Origin of the sequence: Aeromonas enteropelogenes (genome assembly GCF_020097295.1) — a bacterium.
GTDB lineage: Bacteria > Pseudomonadota > Gammaproteobacteria > Enterobacterales > Aeromonadaceae > Aeromonas > Aeromonas enteropelogenes.
This window is the reverse complement of sequence record NZ_CP083625.1, coordinates 449,249-466,448: the sequence shown is the minus strand read 5'-3', so window position 1 is coordinate 466,448 and position 17,200 is coordinate 449,249. Positions and strand designations below refer to the sequence as shown.

General features: G+C 58.7%; 18 protein-coding genes. 13 read left to right on the top strand and 5 right to left on the bottom strand.

Annotated features, from left to right (window positions below):
• Nucleotides 1-119 precede the first annotated feature (119 nt).
• From ribBA to LA321_RS02095, 9 genes are all read left to right on the top strand, one after another.
• Nucleotides 120-1,229: a bifunctional 3,4-dihydroxy-2-butanone-4-phosphate synthase/GTP cyclohydrolase II gene (gene ribBA / locus LA321_RS02135; RefSeq protein ID WP_042073296.1), complete on the top strand. Its 1,110-nt coding sequence runs from the start codon at nt 120-122 to the stop codon at nt 1,227-1,229.
• A 130-nt stretch (nt 1,230-1,359) separates the two neighbouring features.
• On the top strand, nt 1,360-1,830 hold the full coding sequence (gene ribH / locus LA321_RS02130) for a 6,7-dimethyl-8-ribityllumazine synthase (RefSeq protein WP_026456817.1): 471 nt from the start codon (nt 1,360-1,362) through the stop codon (nt 1,828-1,830).
• Nucleotides 1,831-1,844: 14 nt separating this feature from the next.
• Nucleotides 1,845-2,258 carry a transcription antitermination factor NusB gene (nusB, locus tag LA321_RS02125; protein ID WP_026456816.1) on the top strand — a complete coding sequence of 138 codons (414 nt, stop codon included), beginning with the start codon at nt 1,845-1,847 and terminating at the stop codon, nt 2,256-2,258.
• A gap of 201 nt (nt 2,259-2,459) precedes the next feature.
• Nucleotides 2,460-3,419 (top strand): thiamine-phosphate kinase, encoded by a 960-nt coding sequence (gene thiL / locus LA321_RS02120; protein WP_042073295.1) that lies wholly within the window; start codon nt 2,460-2,462, stop codon nt 3,417-3,419.
• Nucleotides 3,416-3,910 (top strand): phosphatidylglycerophosphatase A family protein, encoded by a 495-nt coding sequence (locus LA321_RS02115; protein ID WP_042073293.1) that lies wholly within the window; start codon nt 3,416-3,418, stop codon nt 3,908-3,910. The genes thiL and LA321_RS02115 overlap by 4 nt, the downstream gene beginning before the upstream one ends.
• A 486-nt stretch (nt 3,911-4,396) precedes the next feature.
• A complete protein-coding gene (locus LA321_RS02110) occupies nt 4,397-6,121 on the top strand; it encodes a dipeptide ABC transporter ATP-binding protein (RefSeq protein WP_042073290.1) in 1,725 nt (574 codons plus the stop codon).
• A 59-nt stretch (nt 6,122-6,180) separates the two neighbouring features.
• Complete coding sequence (locus LA321_RS02105; RefSeq protein ID WP_026456636.1) at nt 6,181-7,737, top strand: ABC transporter substrate-binding protein; 1,557 nt, start codon at nt 6,181-6,183, stop codon at nt 7,735-7,737.
• A 97-nt stretch (nt 7,738-7,834) separates the two neighbouring features.
• Nucleotides 7,835-8,809 (top strand): ABC transporter permease, encoded by a 975-nt coding sequence (locus LA321_RS02100; RefSeq protein ID WP_042073288.1) that lies wholly within the window; start codon nt 7,835-7,837, stop codon nt 8,807-8,809.
• A 4-nt stretch (nt 8,810-8,813) separates the two neighbouring features.
• A complete protein-coding gene (locus LA321_RS02095) occupies nt 8,814-9,755 on the top strand; it encodes an ABC transporter permease (protein WP_042028115.1) in 942 nt (313 codons plus the stop codon).
• Nucleotides 9,756-9,866: 111 nt separating this feature from the next.
• On the opposite strand, the gene dxs is transcribed toward LA321_RS02095, so the two are convergent.
• Genes dxs through xseB form a run of 3 tightly spaced genes read right to left on the bottom strand, consistent with a single transcriptional unit; the run spans nt 9,867 to nt 12,899 of the window.
• The gene (gene dxs / locus LA321_RS02090; protein WP_042073286.1) at nt 9,867-11,735 is read right to left on the bottom strand and encodes a 1-deoxy-D-xylulose-5-phosphate synthase; all 1,869 of its coding nucleotides are present in this window, start codon (nt 11,733-11,735) and stop codon (nt 9,867-9,869) included.
• Between the two features lie 21 nt (nt 11,736-11,756).
• The gene (gene ispA / locus LA321_RS02085) at nt 11,757-12,647 is read right to left on the bottom strand and encodes a (2E,6E)-farnesyl diphosphate synthase (protein WP_042073285.1); all 891 of its coding nucleotides are present in this window, start codon (nt 12,645-12,647) and stop codon (nt 11,757-11,759) included.
• On the bottom strand, nt 12,648-12,899 hold the full coding sequence (gene xseB / locus LA321_RS02080) for an exodeoxyribonuclease VII small subunit (RefSeq protein WP_042028110.1): 252 nt from the start codon (nt 12,897-12,899) through the stop codon (nt 12,648-12,650).
• 212 nt (nt 12,900-13,111) lie between these two features.
• Between xseB and pomA the strand changes: the two genes are divergently transcribed.
• The 3 genes from pomA (at nt 13,112) to greA (ending at nt 15,414) form a co-directional block, all read left to right on the top strand.
• Nucleotides 13,112-13,870, top strand: a complete 759-nt coding sequence (gene pomA, locus LA321_RS02075) for a flagellar motor protein PomA (protein WP_026455722.1) — start codon at nt 13,112-13,114, stop codon at nt 13,868-13,870.
• A gap of 8 nt (nt 13,871-13,878) precedes the next feature.
• Nucleotides 13,879-14,781, top strand: a complete 903-nt coding sequence (locus tag LA321_RS02070) for a flagellar motor protein MotB (protein ID WP_026455723.1) — start codon at nt 13,879-13,881, stop codon at nt 14,779-14,781.
• A 156-nt stretch (nt 14,782-14,937) separates the two neighbouring features.
• Nucleotides 14,938-15,414, top strand: coding sequence for a transcription elongation factor GreA (greA, locus tag LA321_RS02065; protein WP_042028108.1), 477 nt, complete (start codon nt 14,938-14,940; stop codon nt 15,412-15,414).
• A gap of 50 nt (nt 15,415-15,464) precedes the next feature.
• Here greA and LA321_RS02060 read toward each other — a convergent pair whose 3' ends face one another.
• Both LA321_RS02060 and yhbY read right to left on the bottom strand, forming a co-directional pair.
• On the bottom strand, nt 15,465-16,058 hold the full coding sequence (locus tag LA321_RS02060) for a hypothetical protein (RefSeq protein WP_042073284.1): 594 nt from the start codon (nt 16,056-16,058) through the stop codon (nt 15,465-15,467).
• Nucleotides 16,059-16,164: 106 nt separating this feature from the next.
• Nucleotides 16,165-16,461, bottom strand: a complete 297-nt coding sequence (gene yhbY / locus LA321_RS02055; protein ID WP_026455726.1) for a ribosome assembly RNA-binding protein YhbY — start codon at nt 16,459-16,461, stop codon at nt 16,165-16,167.
• 97 nt (nt 16,462-16,558) lie between these two features.
• Between yhbY and rlmE the strand changes: the two genes are divergently transcribed.
• A complete protein-coding gene (rlmE, locus tag LA321_RS02050; protein WP_026455727.1) occupies nt 16,559-17,188 on the top strand; it encodes a 23S rRNA (uridine(2552)-2'-O)-methyltransferase RlmE in 630 nt (209 codons plus the stop codon).
• Nucleotides 17,189-17,200 lie beyond the last annotated feature (12 nt).

The following is a 17,200-nucleotide window of genomic DNA, read 5'->3' as shown; positions in this document are numbered from 1 at the left end:
ACCGTTCTGTGATCCCGCTCCGATTGAAATGGGCCAGGGTGCCCCAATCTAGAGCCACATAAACCCAGGTCGAGTTGAGCCCGCAGGCTCAATCCCCACGCACATTGATGGAGTAGCCCATGGCGCTGAGCACAACCCAGGAAATCATTGCCGATATCAAGGCTGGCAAGATGGTGATCCTGATGGACGACGAAGACAGGGAGAACGAAGGGGACCTCATCATGGCCGCCTCCTGTGTCCGCCCGGAAGACATCAACTTCATGGCCCGCTATGGCCGCGGTCTCATCTGCCTGACCCTGACCCGGGATCGCTGCAAGCAGCTGGCGCTGCCGCTGATGGTCGATCGCAACAACGCCCAGTTCTCCACCGCCTTCACCGTGACCATAGAAGCGGCTGAAGGGGTCACTACCGGCATCTCCGCCGCCGATCGCGCCGTGACCGTACAGGCTGCCGTGGCGCCGGACGCCAAGGCCTCCGATCTGGTGCAGCCGGGCCACATCTTCCCGCTGATGGCGCAGGATGGTGGTGTGCTGACCCGCGCCGGCCACACCGAGGCGGGTTGTGACCTGGCTCGTCTGGCAGGTTACGAGGCGGCCTCCGTCATCGTCGAGATCCTCAACGAGGATGGCACCATGGCGCGCCGCCCGGACCTCGAGATCTTCGCCGAGCAGCACGGCATCAAGCTTGGCACCATTGCGGATCTCATCGAGTACCGCAACCAGCACGAGACCACGGTCGAGAAGGTGGCCGAATGCAAGCTGCCCACCGAATATGGCGAGTTTGATCTCATCACCTTCCGCGACACCATCGACAACCAGGTTCACTTTGCCCTGAAGAAAGGCGAGGTGCAGGCGGATCAGCCGACCCTGGTGCGGGTCCATCTGCACGACGTGCTGAGCGATCTGCTGCTGACCGACCGTCATGCGGCACGCAGCTGGCCGCTGCCCAAATCCATGGCCCGCATCGCCGACGAGGGCGGGGTGCTGGTGATCCTGGGAGCGGAAGCCCATGGCGCCGAGCTGCTGGCCCGGGTCAAGGGGTTCGAGGCCGCCGACAAGGGGCTGGCACCGGAAGGGGCCAAGTGGCAAGGCACCTCGCGCCGGGTCGGCGTCGGCTCCCAGATCCTCAAGGCGCTGGGGGTGGGCAAGATGCGCTTGCTGAGCTCGCCGAAGAAGTACCACGCCCTCGGCGGTTTTGGCCTGGAAGTGGTGGAATACGTCGGCGAATAAGCGCCTCGTTTCGCTTAAATCACTATCATGGCCGCCTGTTGCGGCCATGGTTTTTGTCGTGGGTCTGTTGTGCTAGAATGTGCGCACTTTTGACTCCGGCCCTTTTGATTGCACAGATACAGGATTTCCAATGAAGGTTATCGAAGGAAATATTGCCGCTCCAGCAGCGCGCGTTGCGATTGTCGTTGCCCGCTTCAACAGCTTCATCAACGACAGCCTGGTGAGTGGCGCAGTGGACGTACTGAAGCGTCAAGGCCAGGTACAGGACAGCAACCTGACCCTGGTGAAAGTGCCGGGTGCGGTTGAAATGCCACTGGTCATCAAGAAACTGGCCAAGAGTGGTCAATACGACGCCATCGTGGCGGTCGGCACCGTCATCCGTGGCGGCACCTACCACTTCGATCTGGTCGCCAACGAGAACAGCAAGGGCATGGCCCAGGTAATGATGGAATATGAAATTCCGGTTGCCTTCGGCGTACTGACCACTGAAAACATTGAACAAGCCATCGAGCGTGCAGGTACCAAGGCGGGTAACAAGGGTGCAGAGGCTGCACTGGCAGCGCTCGAAATGATCAACGTCCTGAAAGAACTGGACGTGTAACGAGGAGAAATGCATTGAAACCGTCCGAGCGCCGTAAAGCCCGCCATTGCGCCACCCAGGCCATCTACCAGTGGCAGATGACCAAGGCCAATGTGGGTGACATCGAAGAACAGTTCAAGATCGATCAGGACACCAAGGGTGTGGACCTGAACTATTTCCGCGATCTGCTGTTTGGGGTATCGCTCCACTGCAACGAGCTGGACAAGGTGTTTGCACCTTTCCTCTCCCGTCCGCTGGAAGAAGTGGACATGGTGGACAAGGCGATCCTGCGTCTGGCGACCTATGAGCTGACCCGTCGTGATGATGTGCCGCCGCGCGTGGTGATCAACGAAGCGATCGAGCTGGCCAAAGCCTTTGCTGCCGATGACAGCCACAAGTTTGTCAACGGTGTACTGGACAAGGTGATCAAGTCGCTGAACAAGCGCTGATCCTGACGTTCATCAGCATTCAATGCTGATAGAAGCTCTGTCACGAGAAGTCGTCAGCAAGGTGAAGAGCAGCGCAGGGGCCGGAGTGTATAGAAATACATGAGGAGCCCGAGCAGCGGATGAGCCTTGATCACGATTTCGCAGCAAGAGCAGCAACAGCATCTAAGAGAGGAGCCAGCTTAACTGCTGGCTTTTTACTGTATGGGTGAATTTGAGCTGATTGATAAGTACTTCAAGGTTCCCCACGCCCGCAAGGACGTGGTGATGGGCCCCGGAGACGACTGCGCCCTGCTGACCCTGCCTCCCGATACCCAGCTGGCGGTGAGCACGGATACCCTGGTGAGCGGCGTGCACTTCTTTCCTGACATGGATCCGGTGGATCTCGGATACAAGGCGCTGGCAGTCAACCTGTCCGATCTCGCCGCCATGGGGGCCGAGCCGCGCTGGGTCTCTCTGGCCCTGACCCTGCCCGCCATCAACGAGTCCTGGGTGGCCGGCTTTGCTGAAGGTTTCCTCGAGCTTGCCGAGTACTATAACGTGGCCCTGGTCGGGGGCGACATGACCCGTGGCCCCCTCTCCATCACCATCTCGGTGCAAGGCTCGGTGCCGGCCGGACGTGCCCTGATGCGCAGCGGCGCCCGGGCCGGCGACGGTATCTATGTCACCGGCACCCTGGGGGACGCCGCCCTGGCGCTCTCCCATCTGCTCGGCAAGCGTACTCTCAACGAGAACCAGCTGGCGGCCGTTCTGCCGAGGCTCGATCACCCCCATCCCCGCATCCTGGCCGGTCAGGCTCTGCGCGGGCTGGCGGGCAGTGCGCTGGATCTCTCCGACGGGTTGGCCTCGGATCTTGGCCACATTCTCAAGGCGTCCGGCGTGCGGGCCCAGATCGATCTGGATCTGCTGCCCCTCTCGCCGGTGCTGCTGGATGCGGTGAGCGAGCAGGAGGCGTGGCAACTGGCCCTGGCCGGTGGCGACGACTACGAGCTCTGCTTCACCGTGCCGGAAGAACACCGCGGTGCCCTGGATACGGCGCTGGCTCACAGTGGCGTCAAGTTTACCCGCATTGGTCGCATCGTGGCCGGTGATCCCGGGATCGACTATGTACGCGGCGAGCAGGGGGTCGAGTTGGCGCTGAAAGGGTGGGATCACTTCGCATGAGCTGGTTCATGATAAAGCCCGAGCTGAAACGGCTGAACCTGAAGAACCCGCTTCATTTTTTGGCGGTGGGCTTTGGCTCCGGCCTCTCGCCCAAGGCGCCGGGCACCATGGGAACCCTGGCCGCCATCCCGCTCTATCTGCTGGTGAGTGGTCTGGCTACCCCCTGGTTTATCGCCCTGTTGCTGGTGGGCTTTGTGGCGGGCATTCGTATCTGCCAGAGCGCCACCGATGCCATCGGCATGCCGGATCATGGCGCCATCGTTTGGGACGAGGTGATCGGCTTTGGTGTCACCATGATAGCGGCGCCGGCTGGTTGGGAATGGGTTGTGGCCGGCTTCGTGCTGTTCCGCCTGTTCGACGTGCTCAAACCCTGGCCCATTTCCTGGTTTGACCGTCGCATCCACGGCGGGCTTGGCATCATGCTCGACGATCTCATCGCCGGATTGTTCGCCCTGTTTTGTATGCAATTGCTGGCCTTCTGGCTCGGCTGAGCAACCCCTTCAGGGGAGGACGGCTCTGCTCCTCCCCGATTTATATCTGCTTAATTTTCATTCGTCGGCATATGCTGCCAGTAAAAATCCATTTCACATAAATATTCACTACTCAATCGAAGCTCGCTACTAATAATGCAATAGTGCTTATTGCCATCTGTTGCGCCATTGTTGAAATTAAAGTATTGATACAATGTAATTGATGGGTTTATAGGCTGCATTTGTGATGAAAATCATAACTTTCATCTACTGTGTTGCTGGTTATCTGAGCAAAGTATTGCGAAATTGTATAACTCAATCATTTACACCCGTTGGCAAACCGTCTAAGTTACTCGCGGGTTATTCCAAAAAAATGCAAAAAACCCGCCCGGATCGCTGGTTTCACTGCCTCATGGATTGAGCAACTATTGCCCAAGGTAACAACCGGCATCTGCGGCTGATTTACGGACGAATTATTTGGGACGGATGTCCCCCGCAGAGGTAAACATGTCCTTGCTCGAAGTAAAGAACTTGCGGATCGAGTATCCCTCCCGCTATGGGGTGCTGGCCGCAGTCAAAGATCTCTCTTTCTCCATCGAAAAAGGGGAAATCGTCGGCGTCGTGGGTGAGTCCGGTGCCGGCAAATCCACCATCGGCAATGCCGTCATCGATCTGTTGAGCCCCCCCGGTCGCATCGCCCGCGGCGATATCTATCTCAACGGCGAGCTTATCTCCGGCAAGAGTCAGAACGAGATGCGGGCCATTCGCGGCTCGCGCATCGGGTTCATCTTCCAGGATCCCATGACCTCCCTCAACCCGCTGTTCACCGTCGAACATCAGCTGGTTGAAACCATCCTCGCCAATACCGATCTGACCCGCCAGCAGGCCTTTGACAAGGCGCTCGAGCTGATGGGAGCGGTGGGGATCCCGAATCCGGATCTGCGCATCAAGCAGTATCCGCACCAGTTCTCCGGTGGCATGCGCCAGCGGGTGGTCATCGCCATCGCCCTGTCGTGCGATCCCGAGCTCATCATCGCCGACGAGCCGACCACGGCGCTGGACGTTTCCATCCAGGATCAGATCCTCCAGCTCATCCGCACCCTGTGCAAGGAGCGCCAGGTGGGCTGCATGCTGGTGACCCACGACATGGGGGTGGTCTCCAATGTCACTGACAAGGTGGCTGTGATGTATCGCGGCGATCTGGTGGAATTCGGCACCACCGAGCAGGTGCTGGGTGCACCCAACCACCCCTACACCCGCAGTCTCATCTCGGCGGTGCCGCGCTCCGACGTCAAGCTGGTGCGCTTCCCGCTGGTCTCCTATATCGAGGATGCCGGTGCTCCGGATACCTGCATCGATCTCAAGACCCACTGGCTCGGCCAGAGCCAGGATGAGCGCTCATACGAAGGAGCCCTGCTGCGGGTGGAGAACGTCGATCTCAAGTTCGTCACCAAGGACTCCATCTTCCCGAGCCGCCGTCAGTATGTGCGGGCCTGCAACAACATCAGCTTCGAGATCTTCGAAGGGGAGACCTTCGGTCTGGTGGGAGAGTCGGGTTCCGGCAAATCCACCATCGCCCGTGCCATCACCGGCCTCTATCCGCCCGATACCGGCAAGATCGTGTTCGAGGGGATCGATCTGACTGCGCTCAAGAGCGAGAGCGAGCGTCGCCCATTGCGTCGCCAGATGCAGATGGTGTTTCAGAATCCCTATTCGTCGATGAATCCGCGCATGAAGGTGCGTGACATCATCGCCGAGCCGATCCGCTTCCACAAACTGGCGGACAGCGAGAGCCAGATCGAGGGGATCGTCGGCGATCTGCTGGATCACGTGGGGCTCGGCCGCGGTGCCGGGGTCAAGTATCCCCACGAGTTCTCCGGCGGTCAGCGCCAGCGCATCTCCATCGCCCGTGCCCTGGCGACCCGTCCGCGCTTCCTCATCTGCGACGAGCCCACCTCGGCGCTGGATGTCTCGGTGCAGGCCCAGATCCTCAACCTGCTCAAGGATCTGCAGAAGGAACTCGGCCTCACCATGCTGTTCATCAGCCACGATCTGCCGGTCATCCGCCAGATGTGCGATCGCATCGGGGTGATGCAGCACGGCAACCTGGTGGAGGTGGCCGAGACCGAGAAACTGTTTACCAATGCCGAGCATGAGTACAGCCGCAAGCTGATCTCGCTGATGCCGGAGTTCAAGGGAATGTCCCGCGAGGGGCTGGAAATCGCAAGCTAGAAAAGCACCGGTTCGCCGGTTTGTCTGTCAATAAAAAAGCCAAAAGCATGGAGAAAACAATGAAGAAAGGATTGTCCAAAATTGCCATGGCGCTGTTTGCCGCCGGTTTCGCGTTCAGTGTCTCTGCCGCCGATATCAAGGTAGGCGTCGCTTCCGATGCCACCTCGCTGGATCCCCAGGAGCAGCTCTCCGGCCAGACTCTGGAAATGTCCCACCTGGTGTTCGATCCCCTGATGCGTTACACCCAGGACCTGCAGTTCGAGCCGCGCCTGGCCGAAAAATATGAGCGTATCGACGACAAGACCGTCCGCTTCCACCTGCGCAAGGGCGTCAAGTTCCACTCCGGCAATGACTTCACCGCCGATGACGTGGTGTGGACCGTCAACCGTCTGAAGGCTTCCCCTGACTTCAAGGCGATCTTCGACCCCATCGCCGAAGCCAAGAAGGTGGATGATTTCACCGTCGATCTGATCACCGCCAAGCCGTTCCCGCTGGTGCTGCAGACCGTGACCTATATCTTCCCGATGGACTCCAAGTTCTATACCGGCAAGACCGAAGCGGGCAAGGACAAGGCCGAGATCGTCAAGAACGGTGACTCCTTTGCCTCTACCAATGTCTCCGGTACCGGTCCGTTCAGCGTCAAGTTCCGCGAGCAGGGCGTGAAGCTGGAATACGTGCGCAATGCCAACTACTGGGACAAGGCTTCCAAGGGCAACGTCGAGAACCTGACCGTGGTGCCCATCAAGGAGGACGCCACCCGTGTGGCCGCCCTGCTGGGTGGTGACGTGGACATGATCTACCCGGTTGCCCCGAACGATCTGGAGCGCGTCAAGAATGGCAAGGATTCCCAGCTGGTCACCCTGTCCGGTACCCGTGCCATCATCATCGAGCTGAACCAGAACACCAACCCGGCGCTGAAAGACAAGCGCGTGCGTCAGGCGATCAACTACGCCATCAACCAGGTGGGTATTGTCGACAAGATCAACAAGGGCTTCGGTACCCCGGCCGGCCAGCTGAGCCCGAAAGGCTATGCAGGCTATAACGAGGCGCTGGTGCCCCAGTATGATCTGGCCAAGGCCAAGGAGCTGATGAAGGAAGCCGGTTACGAGAAGGGCTTCAAGATGAGCTTCATCTCCCCGGCTGCCCGTTACGTCAACGACGTCAAGATCGCCCAGGCTGTCTCCGCCATGCTGGCCAAGATCAACATCAAGGTGGATCTGAAGACCATGCCGGTGGCCCAGTACTGGCCGGAGTTTGACAAGTGCGCCGCCGACATGCAGCTGATTGGCTGGCACTCCGACACCGAAGATACCGCGAACTTCTTCGAGTTCCTGACTTTCACCAAGGATGCCAAGACCGGCATGGGCCAGTACAACTGTGGTGGCTATGCCAACGCTGAAGCGGACAAGATGGTGATGGATGCGAACACCGAGACAGATCCGGCCAAGCGTGCCGCCATTCTGCAGAAGGTGGAAGCCATGCTGATTGAAGATGCCGCCTATGTGCCGCTGCACTGGGAAGATCTGGCTTATGGCGCCAAGAAGAACGTCGACATCAAGCCGGTGGTCAACGTAATGAACTTCCCTTACCTGGGTGACCTGGTGGTCAACAAGTAAGCGCAAGTCGCAAGGAAGGACGGGGTGGCGCGGCCGAGGTTGCGCCACCCACTAACAGAAGCCTGTGCCATGACACAGGCCACGTAGAAGGACAAGCATGTTTACATTCCTGCTGAAACGGTTCTATCAGGCCGTGATAGTGATGTTCGTCATCAGCCTGGTCGCCTTCTCCATCCAGGACAACCTGGGGGATCCGCTGCGCGAGCTGGTGGGACAATCCGTCTCCGAGTCCGTGCGCCAAGAGCTGCGCGACAAGATGGGCCTCAATGATCCCTTTTTGGTCAAATACAGCCGCTTTCTGAAGAATGCGGTGCATGGGGATCTGGGCACCTCCTATTTCTTCAAGCGACCTGCCCTCGAGGTGATCCTCGACAAGTTGGTGGCTACCCTTGAGCTGGTATTTGCCGCCGCGATCATCATCGTCGTGGTCTCTATTCCGCTCGGGGTCTACTCCGCGATCCGCCCGCGCAGTGTTCTCACCAAGATCATCATGGCGGGAAGCAGTATCGGCATCTCGATCCCGGTCTTTTTGACCGCCATCATGCTGATGTACCTCTTCTCTATCCAGCTGGGCTGGCTGCCTGCCTACGGCCGTGGCGAGACTTACAACCTGCTGGGCTGGGAGTCCGGTTTCTTCACCTGGGATGGCATCAAGCACCTGATCCTGCCGGCGGTGTCGCTCTCCTCCATCATGCTGCCGCTGTTTATCCGGCTTGTACGCTCCGAGATGCTGGAGCAGCTCTCCTCCGAGTACGTCAAGTTTGCTCGCGCCAAGGGGCTGGACAACAACAAGGTCTACTACCAGCACGCCCTGAAGAACACCATGCTGCCGGTCATCACAGTTGGCGGCGTGCAGATCGGTACCATGGTGGCCTACACCATACTGACCGAGAGCGTGTTCCAGTGGCCGGGTACCGGCTTTTTGTTCCTCGAGGCCATTCACCGGGTCGATACCCCGCTCATCACCGCCTACGTCATCTTCGTCGGCCTGATCTTCGTGGTGACCAACACCCTGGTCGACCTGCTCTACGGGTTGATCAACCCGACCGTCAACTTGACCGCTAAGGGGTAAGCACATGAGCAATGCAGTAACTGCGAGCCCGAGCCGCTGGGCGCGCTTCAAGAACTCCGACATCGTCTACTACTTCCTGCGGGACAAGGTAGCCATGTTCAGCTTTGCGGTCTTCGTGGTCTTCGTGCTGGCGGCGCTGCTGGCGCCCTGGATTGCACCGCACAACGTCTATGACCAGACCAGCTTCGATCTGATGGATGCCGAACTGCCGCCCTCCTGGCTGGAAGGGGGCGAAGAGCGCTTCTGGCTCGGCACCGACAACCAGGGCCGCGACATCTGGAGCACCATCCTCTATGGCGCTCGCATCTCGTTGACCATAGGTCTATTCGCGGTAGCGCTGCAGCTGGTGCTTGGCATCGTCATCGGCCTGCTGGCCGGTTACTTCGGTGGCCGTATCGACAACCTGCTGATGCGTTTTGCCGACGTCCAGCTGTCGTTTTCCACCATGATGGTGGCCATCATCATCTCCGCCATCTTCCAGGCGACCTTTGGTTCGGAGTTCTACTCCAAGTTCGCCATCCTGATGCTGGTGGTGATCATCGGCATCGCCGAATGGCCGCAATATGCCCGGACCGTGCGCGCCTCCGTGTTGGCGGAGAAGAAGAAGGAGTATGTGGAAGCGGCCAAGGTGATGGGCTTTCGCGCCCCGCGCATCATGTTCCGTCACATACTGCCAAACTGCCTGTCGCCCATTCTGGTGATCTCCACCGTGCAGGTGGCCAACGCCATCATGAGTGAGGCGGCGCTCTCCTTCCTCGGGCTCGGCATGCCGGTGGATCAGCCGTCCCTCGGCTCCCTTATCAGCGTGGGTTTCAACTACATCTTCTCCGGCTCCTGGTGGATCACCGCCTTCCCGGGCATCTGCCTGGTGGTGCTGGTGCTGGTCATCAACCTTTTGGGTGACTGGCTGCGGGATGTGTTCAACCCCAAAATCTACAAAGGTTGACGGTGCCCTGTTCACGGAGCGGTTGCGACGATTTGTGAACAGGTTCCAGACCATGAATGACAAGAAGGGCGCCATATCGGCGCCCTTCTTTATTGCTCGCGGGGAATTTCGTCAGGCTTGCAGCCAGCGCTCAATGCTGGCCTGGATGCCAGCATCATCCAGTCCCAGCAGGGCGTAGATCTCCTGCTGGGTGCCTTGTTCCACGAAGCGATCCGGCAGGCCCAGGTTGAGCACCGGCTTGCACTGTTTGCTGCGCATCAGCAATTCGTTCACCGCCGAGCCGGCACCGCCCATGATGGCGTTGTCCTCGAGGGTGACGAAGTGATCGTGAGTTGCGGCCAGGGAGAGCACCAGCGCCTCATCCATCGGCTTGACGAAACGCATGTCCACCAGGGTGGCGTCGAGCGCCTCGGCGGCGGCCCAGGCGTGCTGCAGCAGGGTACCAAATGCCAGGATGGCGGTGCCCTTGCCTTCCCGTAGCACGCGACCCTTGCCAAGCTCGAGTGCCTGCATCTCTTGCGAGACGGGGGCATCGCTCAGGCTGCTGCCACGGGGATAGCGTACTGCCGCCGGCCCCTGATGCAGGTAGCCTGTGTAGAGCATCTGGCGGCATTCGTTCTCGTCGGACGGAGTCATGATCACCATGTTGGGCACGGTGCGCAGGAAACTGATGTCAAACGCCCCCTGATGGGTCGGGCCATCGGCCCCCACCAGACCGGCCCGGTCGATGGCGAACAGCACCGGAAGATCCTGCAGGGCCACGTCGTGGATCACCTGATCGTAGGCGCGCTGCAGGAAGCTTGAATAGATGGCGACCACCGGCTTCTTGTCGGCGATGGCGAGGCCGGCGGCGAAGGTGACCGCATGCTGTTCGGCGATGGCCACGTCGAAGTAGCGATCCGGGTATTGCTGGCTGAATTTCACCAGTCCGGAGCCCTCGCGCATGGCGGGGGTGATGCCGACCAGCTTCTCGTCTTTCGCCGCCATGTCGCACAGCCACTGGCCGAAGATGGCGGAGAAGGTGGGCTTGCCGCCGCCGCTCTTGGGCAGGGTGCACTCGTCGGGATTGAATTTGGGGACGGCGTGATAACCGATGGGGTCTTTCTCCGCTGGCTCGTAGCCCTTGCCCTTTTTGGTCTTGATGTGGAGCAGCTGGGGCCCCTTGAGATTGCGCATGTTGCGCAGGGTCTCGACCAGGGCGTCGATATCGTGGCCGTCGATGGGGCCGATGTAGTTGAAGCCGAACTCCTCGAACAGGGTGCCCGGCACCACCATCCCCTTGAGATGCTCCTCGGCCCGTTTGGCCAGCTCCTTGACTGGCGGCAGACCCGCCAGCACCTTCTTGCCGCCTTCGCGGATAGTGGTGTAGAGCTTGCCGGACATGACCCGGGCCAAGTGATTGTTCAGTGCCCCGACGTTCTCGGAGATGGACATCTCGTTGTCGTTGAGGATCACCAGCATGTCCTTGTGGACGTCACCGGCGTGATTGAGCGCCTCGAACGCCATCCCGGCCGTGATGGCACCATCGCCGATCACCGCTACCACCTTGCGCCCCAATCCTTCACTCTCGGCCGCGACCGCCATGCCGAGCGCCGCACCGATGGAAGTGCTGGAGTGGCCAACGCTGAGGACGTCGTATTCGCTCTCGCCCCGCCAGGGGAAGGGGTGCAGACCATCCTTCTGGCGAATGGTGTGGATCTGGTCGCGACGTCCGGTCAGGATCTTGTGGGGATAGGCCTGGTGGCCCACATCCCAGATCAGGCGATCGAACGGGGTGTTGTAGACATAATGCAGGGCAACCGTCAGCTCGACCGTGCCCAGACCAGAGGCAAAGTGGCCGCTGGAGCGGCTCACCGAGCGCAGCAGATACTCGCGCAGCTCGTTGCACAGTGCAGGCAGCCGATCCTTGGGCAGAGAACGCAGCTCTATCGGGGTATCCGCGAGGGCCAGGTTGGGGAAATTGCTAATATCAACGCTCATATTGTTACTGTTATCCAGCGTTTAGTGGGTTCGCTCGATGATGTAATCGGCAAACGCTTCCAGAATGTCGGTATTGTAGGGTAAAGATTGCAATGCTGTTAAGGCTTTACCATGGAGTTCGCGAGCCAGTTCACGGGCATTGTCGAGTCCGAGCAGCGCAGGATAAGTGCTTTTCTCCTGCGCGAGATCGGAGCCTTGCGGCTTGCCCAGGGTGGCGGTATCGCTGGTAATGTCGAGGATGTCATCCTGCACCTGGAAAGCGAGGCCAATGGCGGCGGCGTAGGTCTGCAGTGCGGCCAGGGTCGCTTCATCCACGTCGGCCTTGCACAGGGCCCCCAGCATGACGGCGCACTCGATGAGGGCTCCGGTCTTGTGGCGATGGATCTGCTCCAGTTCGGCCAGGCTGATTTGACGTCCTTCGGCCTGCAGATCGAGGGCCTGGCCACCACACATACCCAGATATCCCGAGGCGCGAGCGAGGACGCTCAGCATCCGCACCCGGTTGGCCATCAGTTCGCCGGGCAGGGGGTGATCGGCCAGGATGGTGAAGGCCAGGGTCTGCAGGGCGTCACCGGCCAGGATGGCGGTGCCTTCATCGAAAGCCTTGTGCACGGTCGGTTGGCCGCGACGCAGATCGTCATTGTCCATGGCGGGCAGGTCGTCGTGCAGGAGGGAGTAAGCGTGGATGCACTCGACCGCGGCGGCCGGGCCGTCCAGCAGTTCGCTTTTTACTCCCAGCATTTCGCCAACTGCGTAGACCAGGAAGGGGCGTACCCGCTTGCCTCCGAGCAGCAAGCCATACTTCATGGCATCGCGCAGGCGCGGGGCCATGGCGGGCAAGGATTCAAGTTGTGCTGACAAACAGTCGTCGATACGTTGACGATGCAGACGGGAAAATTGGTCCAGCGCCACTCACTCCTCTCCTTGTTCTGGCTGGAAGGGGGCGAGTTGTTCACTGCCATCGGCCTGGCTCAGCAGGATCTGGATCTTCTGTTCGGCCTGTTCCAGCTTCTGCTGACCGGCGCGAACCAGATGAATGCCCTGTTCGAACTGCTTGAGTGCCTCTTCCAGCGGTAAGGAACCTTGTTCCAGCTGATGAACGATGGTTTCCAGCTCTTCCAGAGTGGCATCAAAACTCAGACGGTCGATTTTTTTACTGGCCATGTCCATCCTCGGGGATTGAAAAAAACGGCTTATATTAACATCGACCGCCCCCATGGGGGAGGCAGAAAAACACCCATGGCTCAAACTCTCCGACAATTGGTCGATAATGAGACATCATTCCGAGCGGATGTGTGCTTGCCGCCTGGGGCGCAATAGCAGAAAATTCAACAAACTATAAATAGCAACAAGCACCGGTGACAGGAGTAGGGATTGTGGATCTAGGTAGTCTGATTGGGGTAGTGCTGGGATTCGGGGTGGTCGTATACGGCATGCTGCTGGGTGGTCCGGTCAGCATGTATGTGGATGTCCCCTCTGTCATGATCACCGTCTTGGGCTCCATCTTTATCGCCATGATGAAGTTCAACCTTGGCCAGTTCCTGATGGCTTTCAAGGTGGCGGGCAAAGCCTTCATGTACAAGGGCGACAAGCTGGAAGACTTGATTGCCAAGGCGGTTGAACTGGCCGATGCCGCCCGCAAGGGGGGCTTTCTGGCACTGGAGGCAGCCGAGATCCCCAGTCCCTTCATGAAGAAGGGGATCGACATGCTGGTGGATGGTCACGATGCCGATGTGGTGCGTTCTGTGCTGGAAAAAGACATCGATCTCACGGCGGAGCGCCACTCCAGTGCCATCAAGGTGTTTCGCACCCTGGGGGATCTCGGTCCGGCCATGGGCATGATCGGTACTCTGGTCGGTCTGGTGGCCATGCTGTCGAATATGAGCGACCCCAAATCCATCGGCCCGGCCATGGCGGTCGCCTTGCTGACCACCCTGTACGGGGCCATCGAAGCGAACATGATCGCCATTCCCATCGCTGACAAGCTGGAGTTGCGTAGCGGCGAGGAGAGCTTGAGCCGTGCCCTGATCCTCGACGCCATCATGGGGATCCAGGATGGCCAGAACCCGCGGGTGATCCAGTCCATGCTGCAGAACTACCTGAACCAGTCCAAACGCAATGATGGCACCGAGTAGGGGGCATAATGTCTAAATGCAAATGTCCGCCACCAGGGCTGCCCGGTTACATGGGGACTTTCGCTGACCTGATGTCGCTGTTGATGTGTTTCTTCGTGTTGTTGCTGTCGTTTGCCGAGATGGACGTGCTCAAGTTCAAGCAGATTGCAGGCTCCATGAAGAACGCATTCGGGGTGCAGAACATTCTGGAAGTGAAGGACATACCCAAGGGGACGTCCGTCATCGCCCAGGAGTTCAGACCCGGCCGTCCCGAACCGACCCCGATCGATACCATCATGCAGCAGACCATCGACATGACCCAGACCGAGCTGGAGTTCCTGCCGGGTGAGGCGGAACAGGCGGGTGGTCAGGATAAAAGCGATGGCAAGCAGACCGGGGGAGATACGCCCCAGACGTCGCAAACGGCGCAGCAGGCCCAGCAGCAGTCCAACAACCTGGCCAAAGCACTGGCCGAGCAGCTCAAGGATCAGATCCAGGATGGCGCCATCGAAATTGAGGCTTTGGGGCAGCAGATCATCATCCGGATCCGCGAGAAGGCCTCCTTCCCTGCCGGCTCTGCATTCTTGCAACCGCAGTTCTGGCCGGTTATCCGCAAGGTCGCCGCTCTGCTGAAGGATGTTCCCGGGGAGATCACCATCTCGGGCCATACCGACAATGTGGCGACCGAGAACGAGTTGTTCAGCTCCAACTGGGATTTATCCACCCAGCGTGCGGTGGCGGTAGCCCACCAGATGATCAAGGTGCCCGGTTTCGATCAGAGTCGTTTGGTGGTGCAGGGAATGGCCGATACCCAGCCGCTGGTGCCCAATACGACGGCCGAAAACCGTCGGATGAATCGACGGGTGGAGATCTCCATCATGCAGGGCAAACCGACGATTTCCGAGCCGATATCCGTGCCGAAAGCACAGTGATCACGGCCATAAACAAGTGTGCAAGTGGGATCTGTGTCGGGGCACTGACATGGATTTTGTGCCGGCTTCATATTAAGATGCCCCATCCGAACCGATTGCTGCGACCGGCTGATGCTTGGTCGCAGTCTCTTTTTTCAAGCAACCCAGGTTTCGACTATGAATCATACTCCGATGACTGTTCGCGGCGCTGAAAAGCTGCGCGAAGAGCTCGAATATCTCAAGACCGAGCTTCGTCCCCAGATTATCGAAGCGATTGCCGATGCCCGTGAGCACGGCGATCTGAAGGAAAATGCCGAATACCATGCCGCCCGTGAGCAGCAGGGGTTCTGCGAAGGACGTATCCAGGAGATCGAAGGCAAGCTCTCCAATGCCCAGGTGATCGATGTCACCAAGATGACCAACAATGGTCGGGTGATTTTTGGCGCTACCGTTACCCTGCTCAAGAGCGAGACCGAGGAAGAAGTGGTCTACCGCATCGTGGGTGACGATGAGGCTGACATCAAGCAAAACCTCATCTCCGTCAATTCCCCCATTGCCAGAGCCCTGATTGGCAAGGAAGTGGATGATGTCGCCATCGTCAAGACGCCGGCAGGCGATGTGGAATACGAAATCCTGGAAGTCGCCTACATCTGACAGGATGGCAAGGTGCCGAAACAGGGGGGCATAGGCTCCCCTGTTTGTCTTTACCCGGTTCGATAGGCTTCGGTGAAGGCATCCTGGTGGCGCAGGAAAATCCAGTTGCGTAGACACTCCAGATCAGGTTTGGCCATCTGGAAATGCAGCGCCCAACCCTGAAGGCCGTTTTGCTGGTGAATATGCCTGATCAGCTCGGCGCAAAGGGGGAGTGGGGCCAGTTCGTGAATATAGAGGGTGCCGTTGAGAGTGGAGCCCTTGATCAGGTTTGAGGGCAAGCCTTCCACTACCAGACCGTCCAGTGACAGGCTGTGCACCTGATAGTCGGTTCCGGCCACCCTGAAACGGGCTTTCTCATCGAGACGCCAGGTTCGTTGGTGTGGGTAGCCGAGTTCCTTGATGACAGGAGCGGTAATGCGTGGCTCGATAAAGCCGTCATCCCCCTGGGTGAAGCGCAGGGGAAAACGAAGCTGATGTCCTGCGAAGCGGGCTTCAAGTACGAGCCGATCGGCGCGTTGCAGCAGTCCAACCAGAGGCGTTGCGAGGTAACCGCTCAGAGATTGTCCGGCGGTGTTTTCCTGATCGTTTCCCAGGTCCCGCAACATGGCCAGTTCATCTTCGGTGAGAATCTGGTGATGTTCCATAGCGGCTCTCTCCACGACTATTCATCGCAGGTTAAGGGCTTGGCGACTACCTTTGCAAGCGACTCGGGAAGGAAATGAAATAAGGAAAGAGCGATGCTCTTTCCTTTTACTTGCGGGGCAGCTGGATTTTGGGTTCGTTGGCCTGACGGTAGATGGTCAGCACATGACCCATGCTCTGCACCTTGATTGCACCGGTTTCACGGACGATAGCATCCATAACCAGTTGTTTCATCTCGCGATCTTCAGAGGCAACCTTAACCTTGATCAGCTCGTGATGGTTCAGTGCCAGATCGATCTCGGCCAGTACGCCTTCGGTCAGACCATGTTGACCCAGCAGGACGACAGGCTTGAGGCTGTGGGCAAGGCCCTTGAGGTACTGTTTCTGTTTATTGTTGAGAATCATCGCAATTTCTTCATAAGTCAGGGTTGAAAGGGGCGTATTCTACCCCCACTTAGCCCTTAATACTAATAACCCTTGTGGTTTTTTAAAGTCGATTATCATGACCCAGAAAAAACGTTCCGCCAGTTCAACTCGCTGGTTAAAAGAACATTTCGACGATCAATACGTCAAAAAAGCCCAGAAGATGGGGCTGCGTTCCCGTGCCGTTTTCAAGATTGACGAGATCCAGGGCAAAGACCGTTTGCTCAGGAATGGCATGACAGTGGTGGATTTGGGGGCGGCTCCGGGTGGCTGGTCCCAGTTCGCGGTTGAACAGGTGGGTGAGTCGGGTCGTGTCATCGCCTGTGACATTTTGCCTATGGATCCCATTGCCGGTGTCGATTTCCTGCAAGGGGACTTTCGGGAGGAAACTGTGCTTGGCGCTTTGCTGGAGCGAGTGGGTCCCGACAAGGTAGATGTCGTGATGTCTGATATGGCACCCAATATGAGCGGTACCCAGCAGGTGGATCAGGCCCGGGCCATGTATCTGGTCGAGTTGGCACTGGACATGTGCAACCAGGTATTGCGCAGCGATGGCAGTTTTGTGGTGAAGGTGTTCCAAGGGGAGGGTTTCGACGCCTATCTCAATGAAATACGTCAACTTTTCACAACTGTCAAAATTCGCAAACCAGACTCATCCCGAGCCAGATCACGGGAAGTCTACATTGTGGCTACCGGTTTTAAACTGTAGTACCCTAACCTT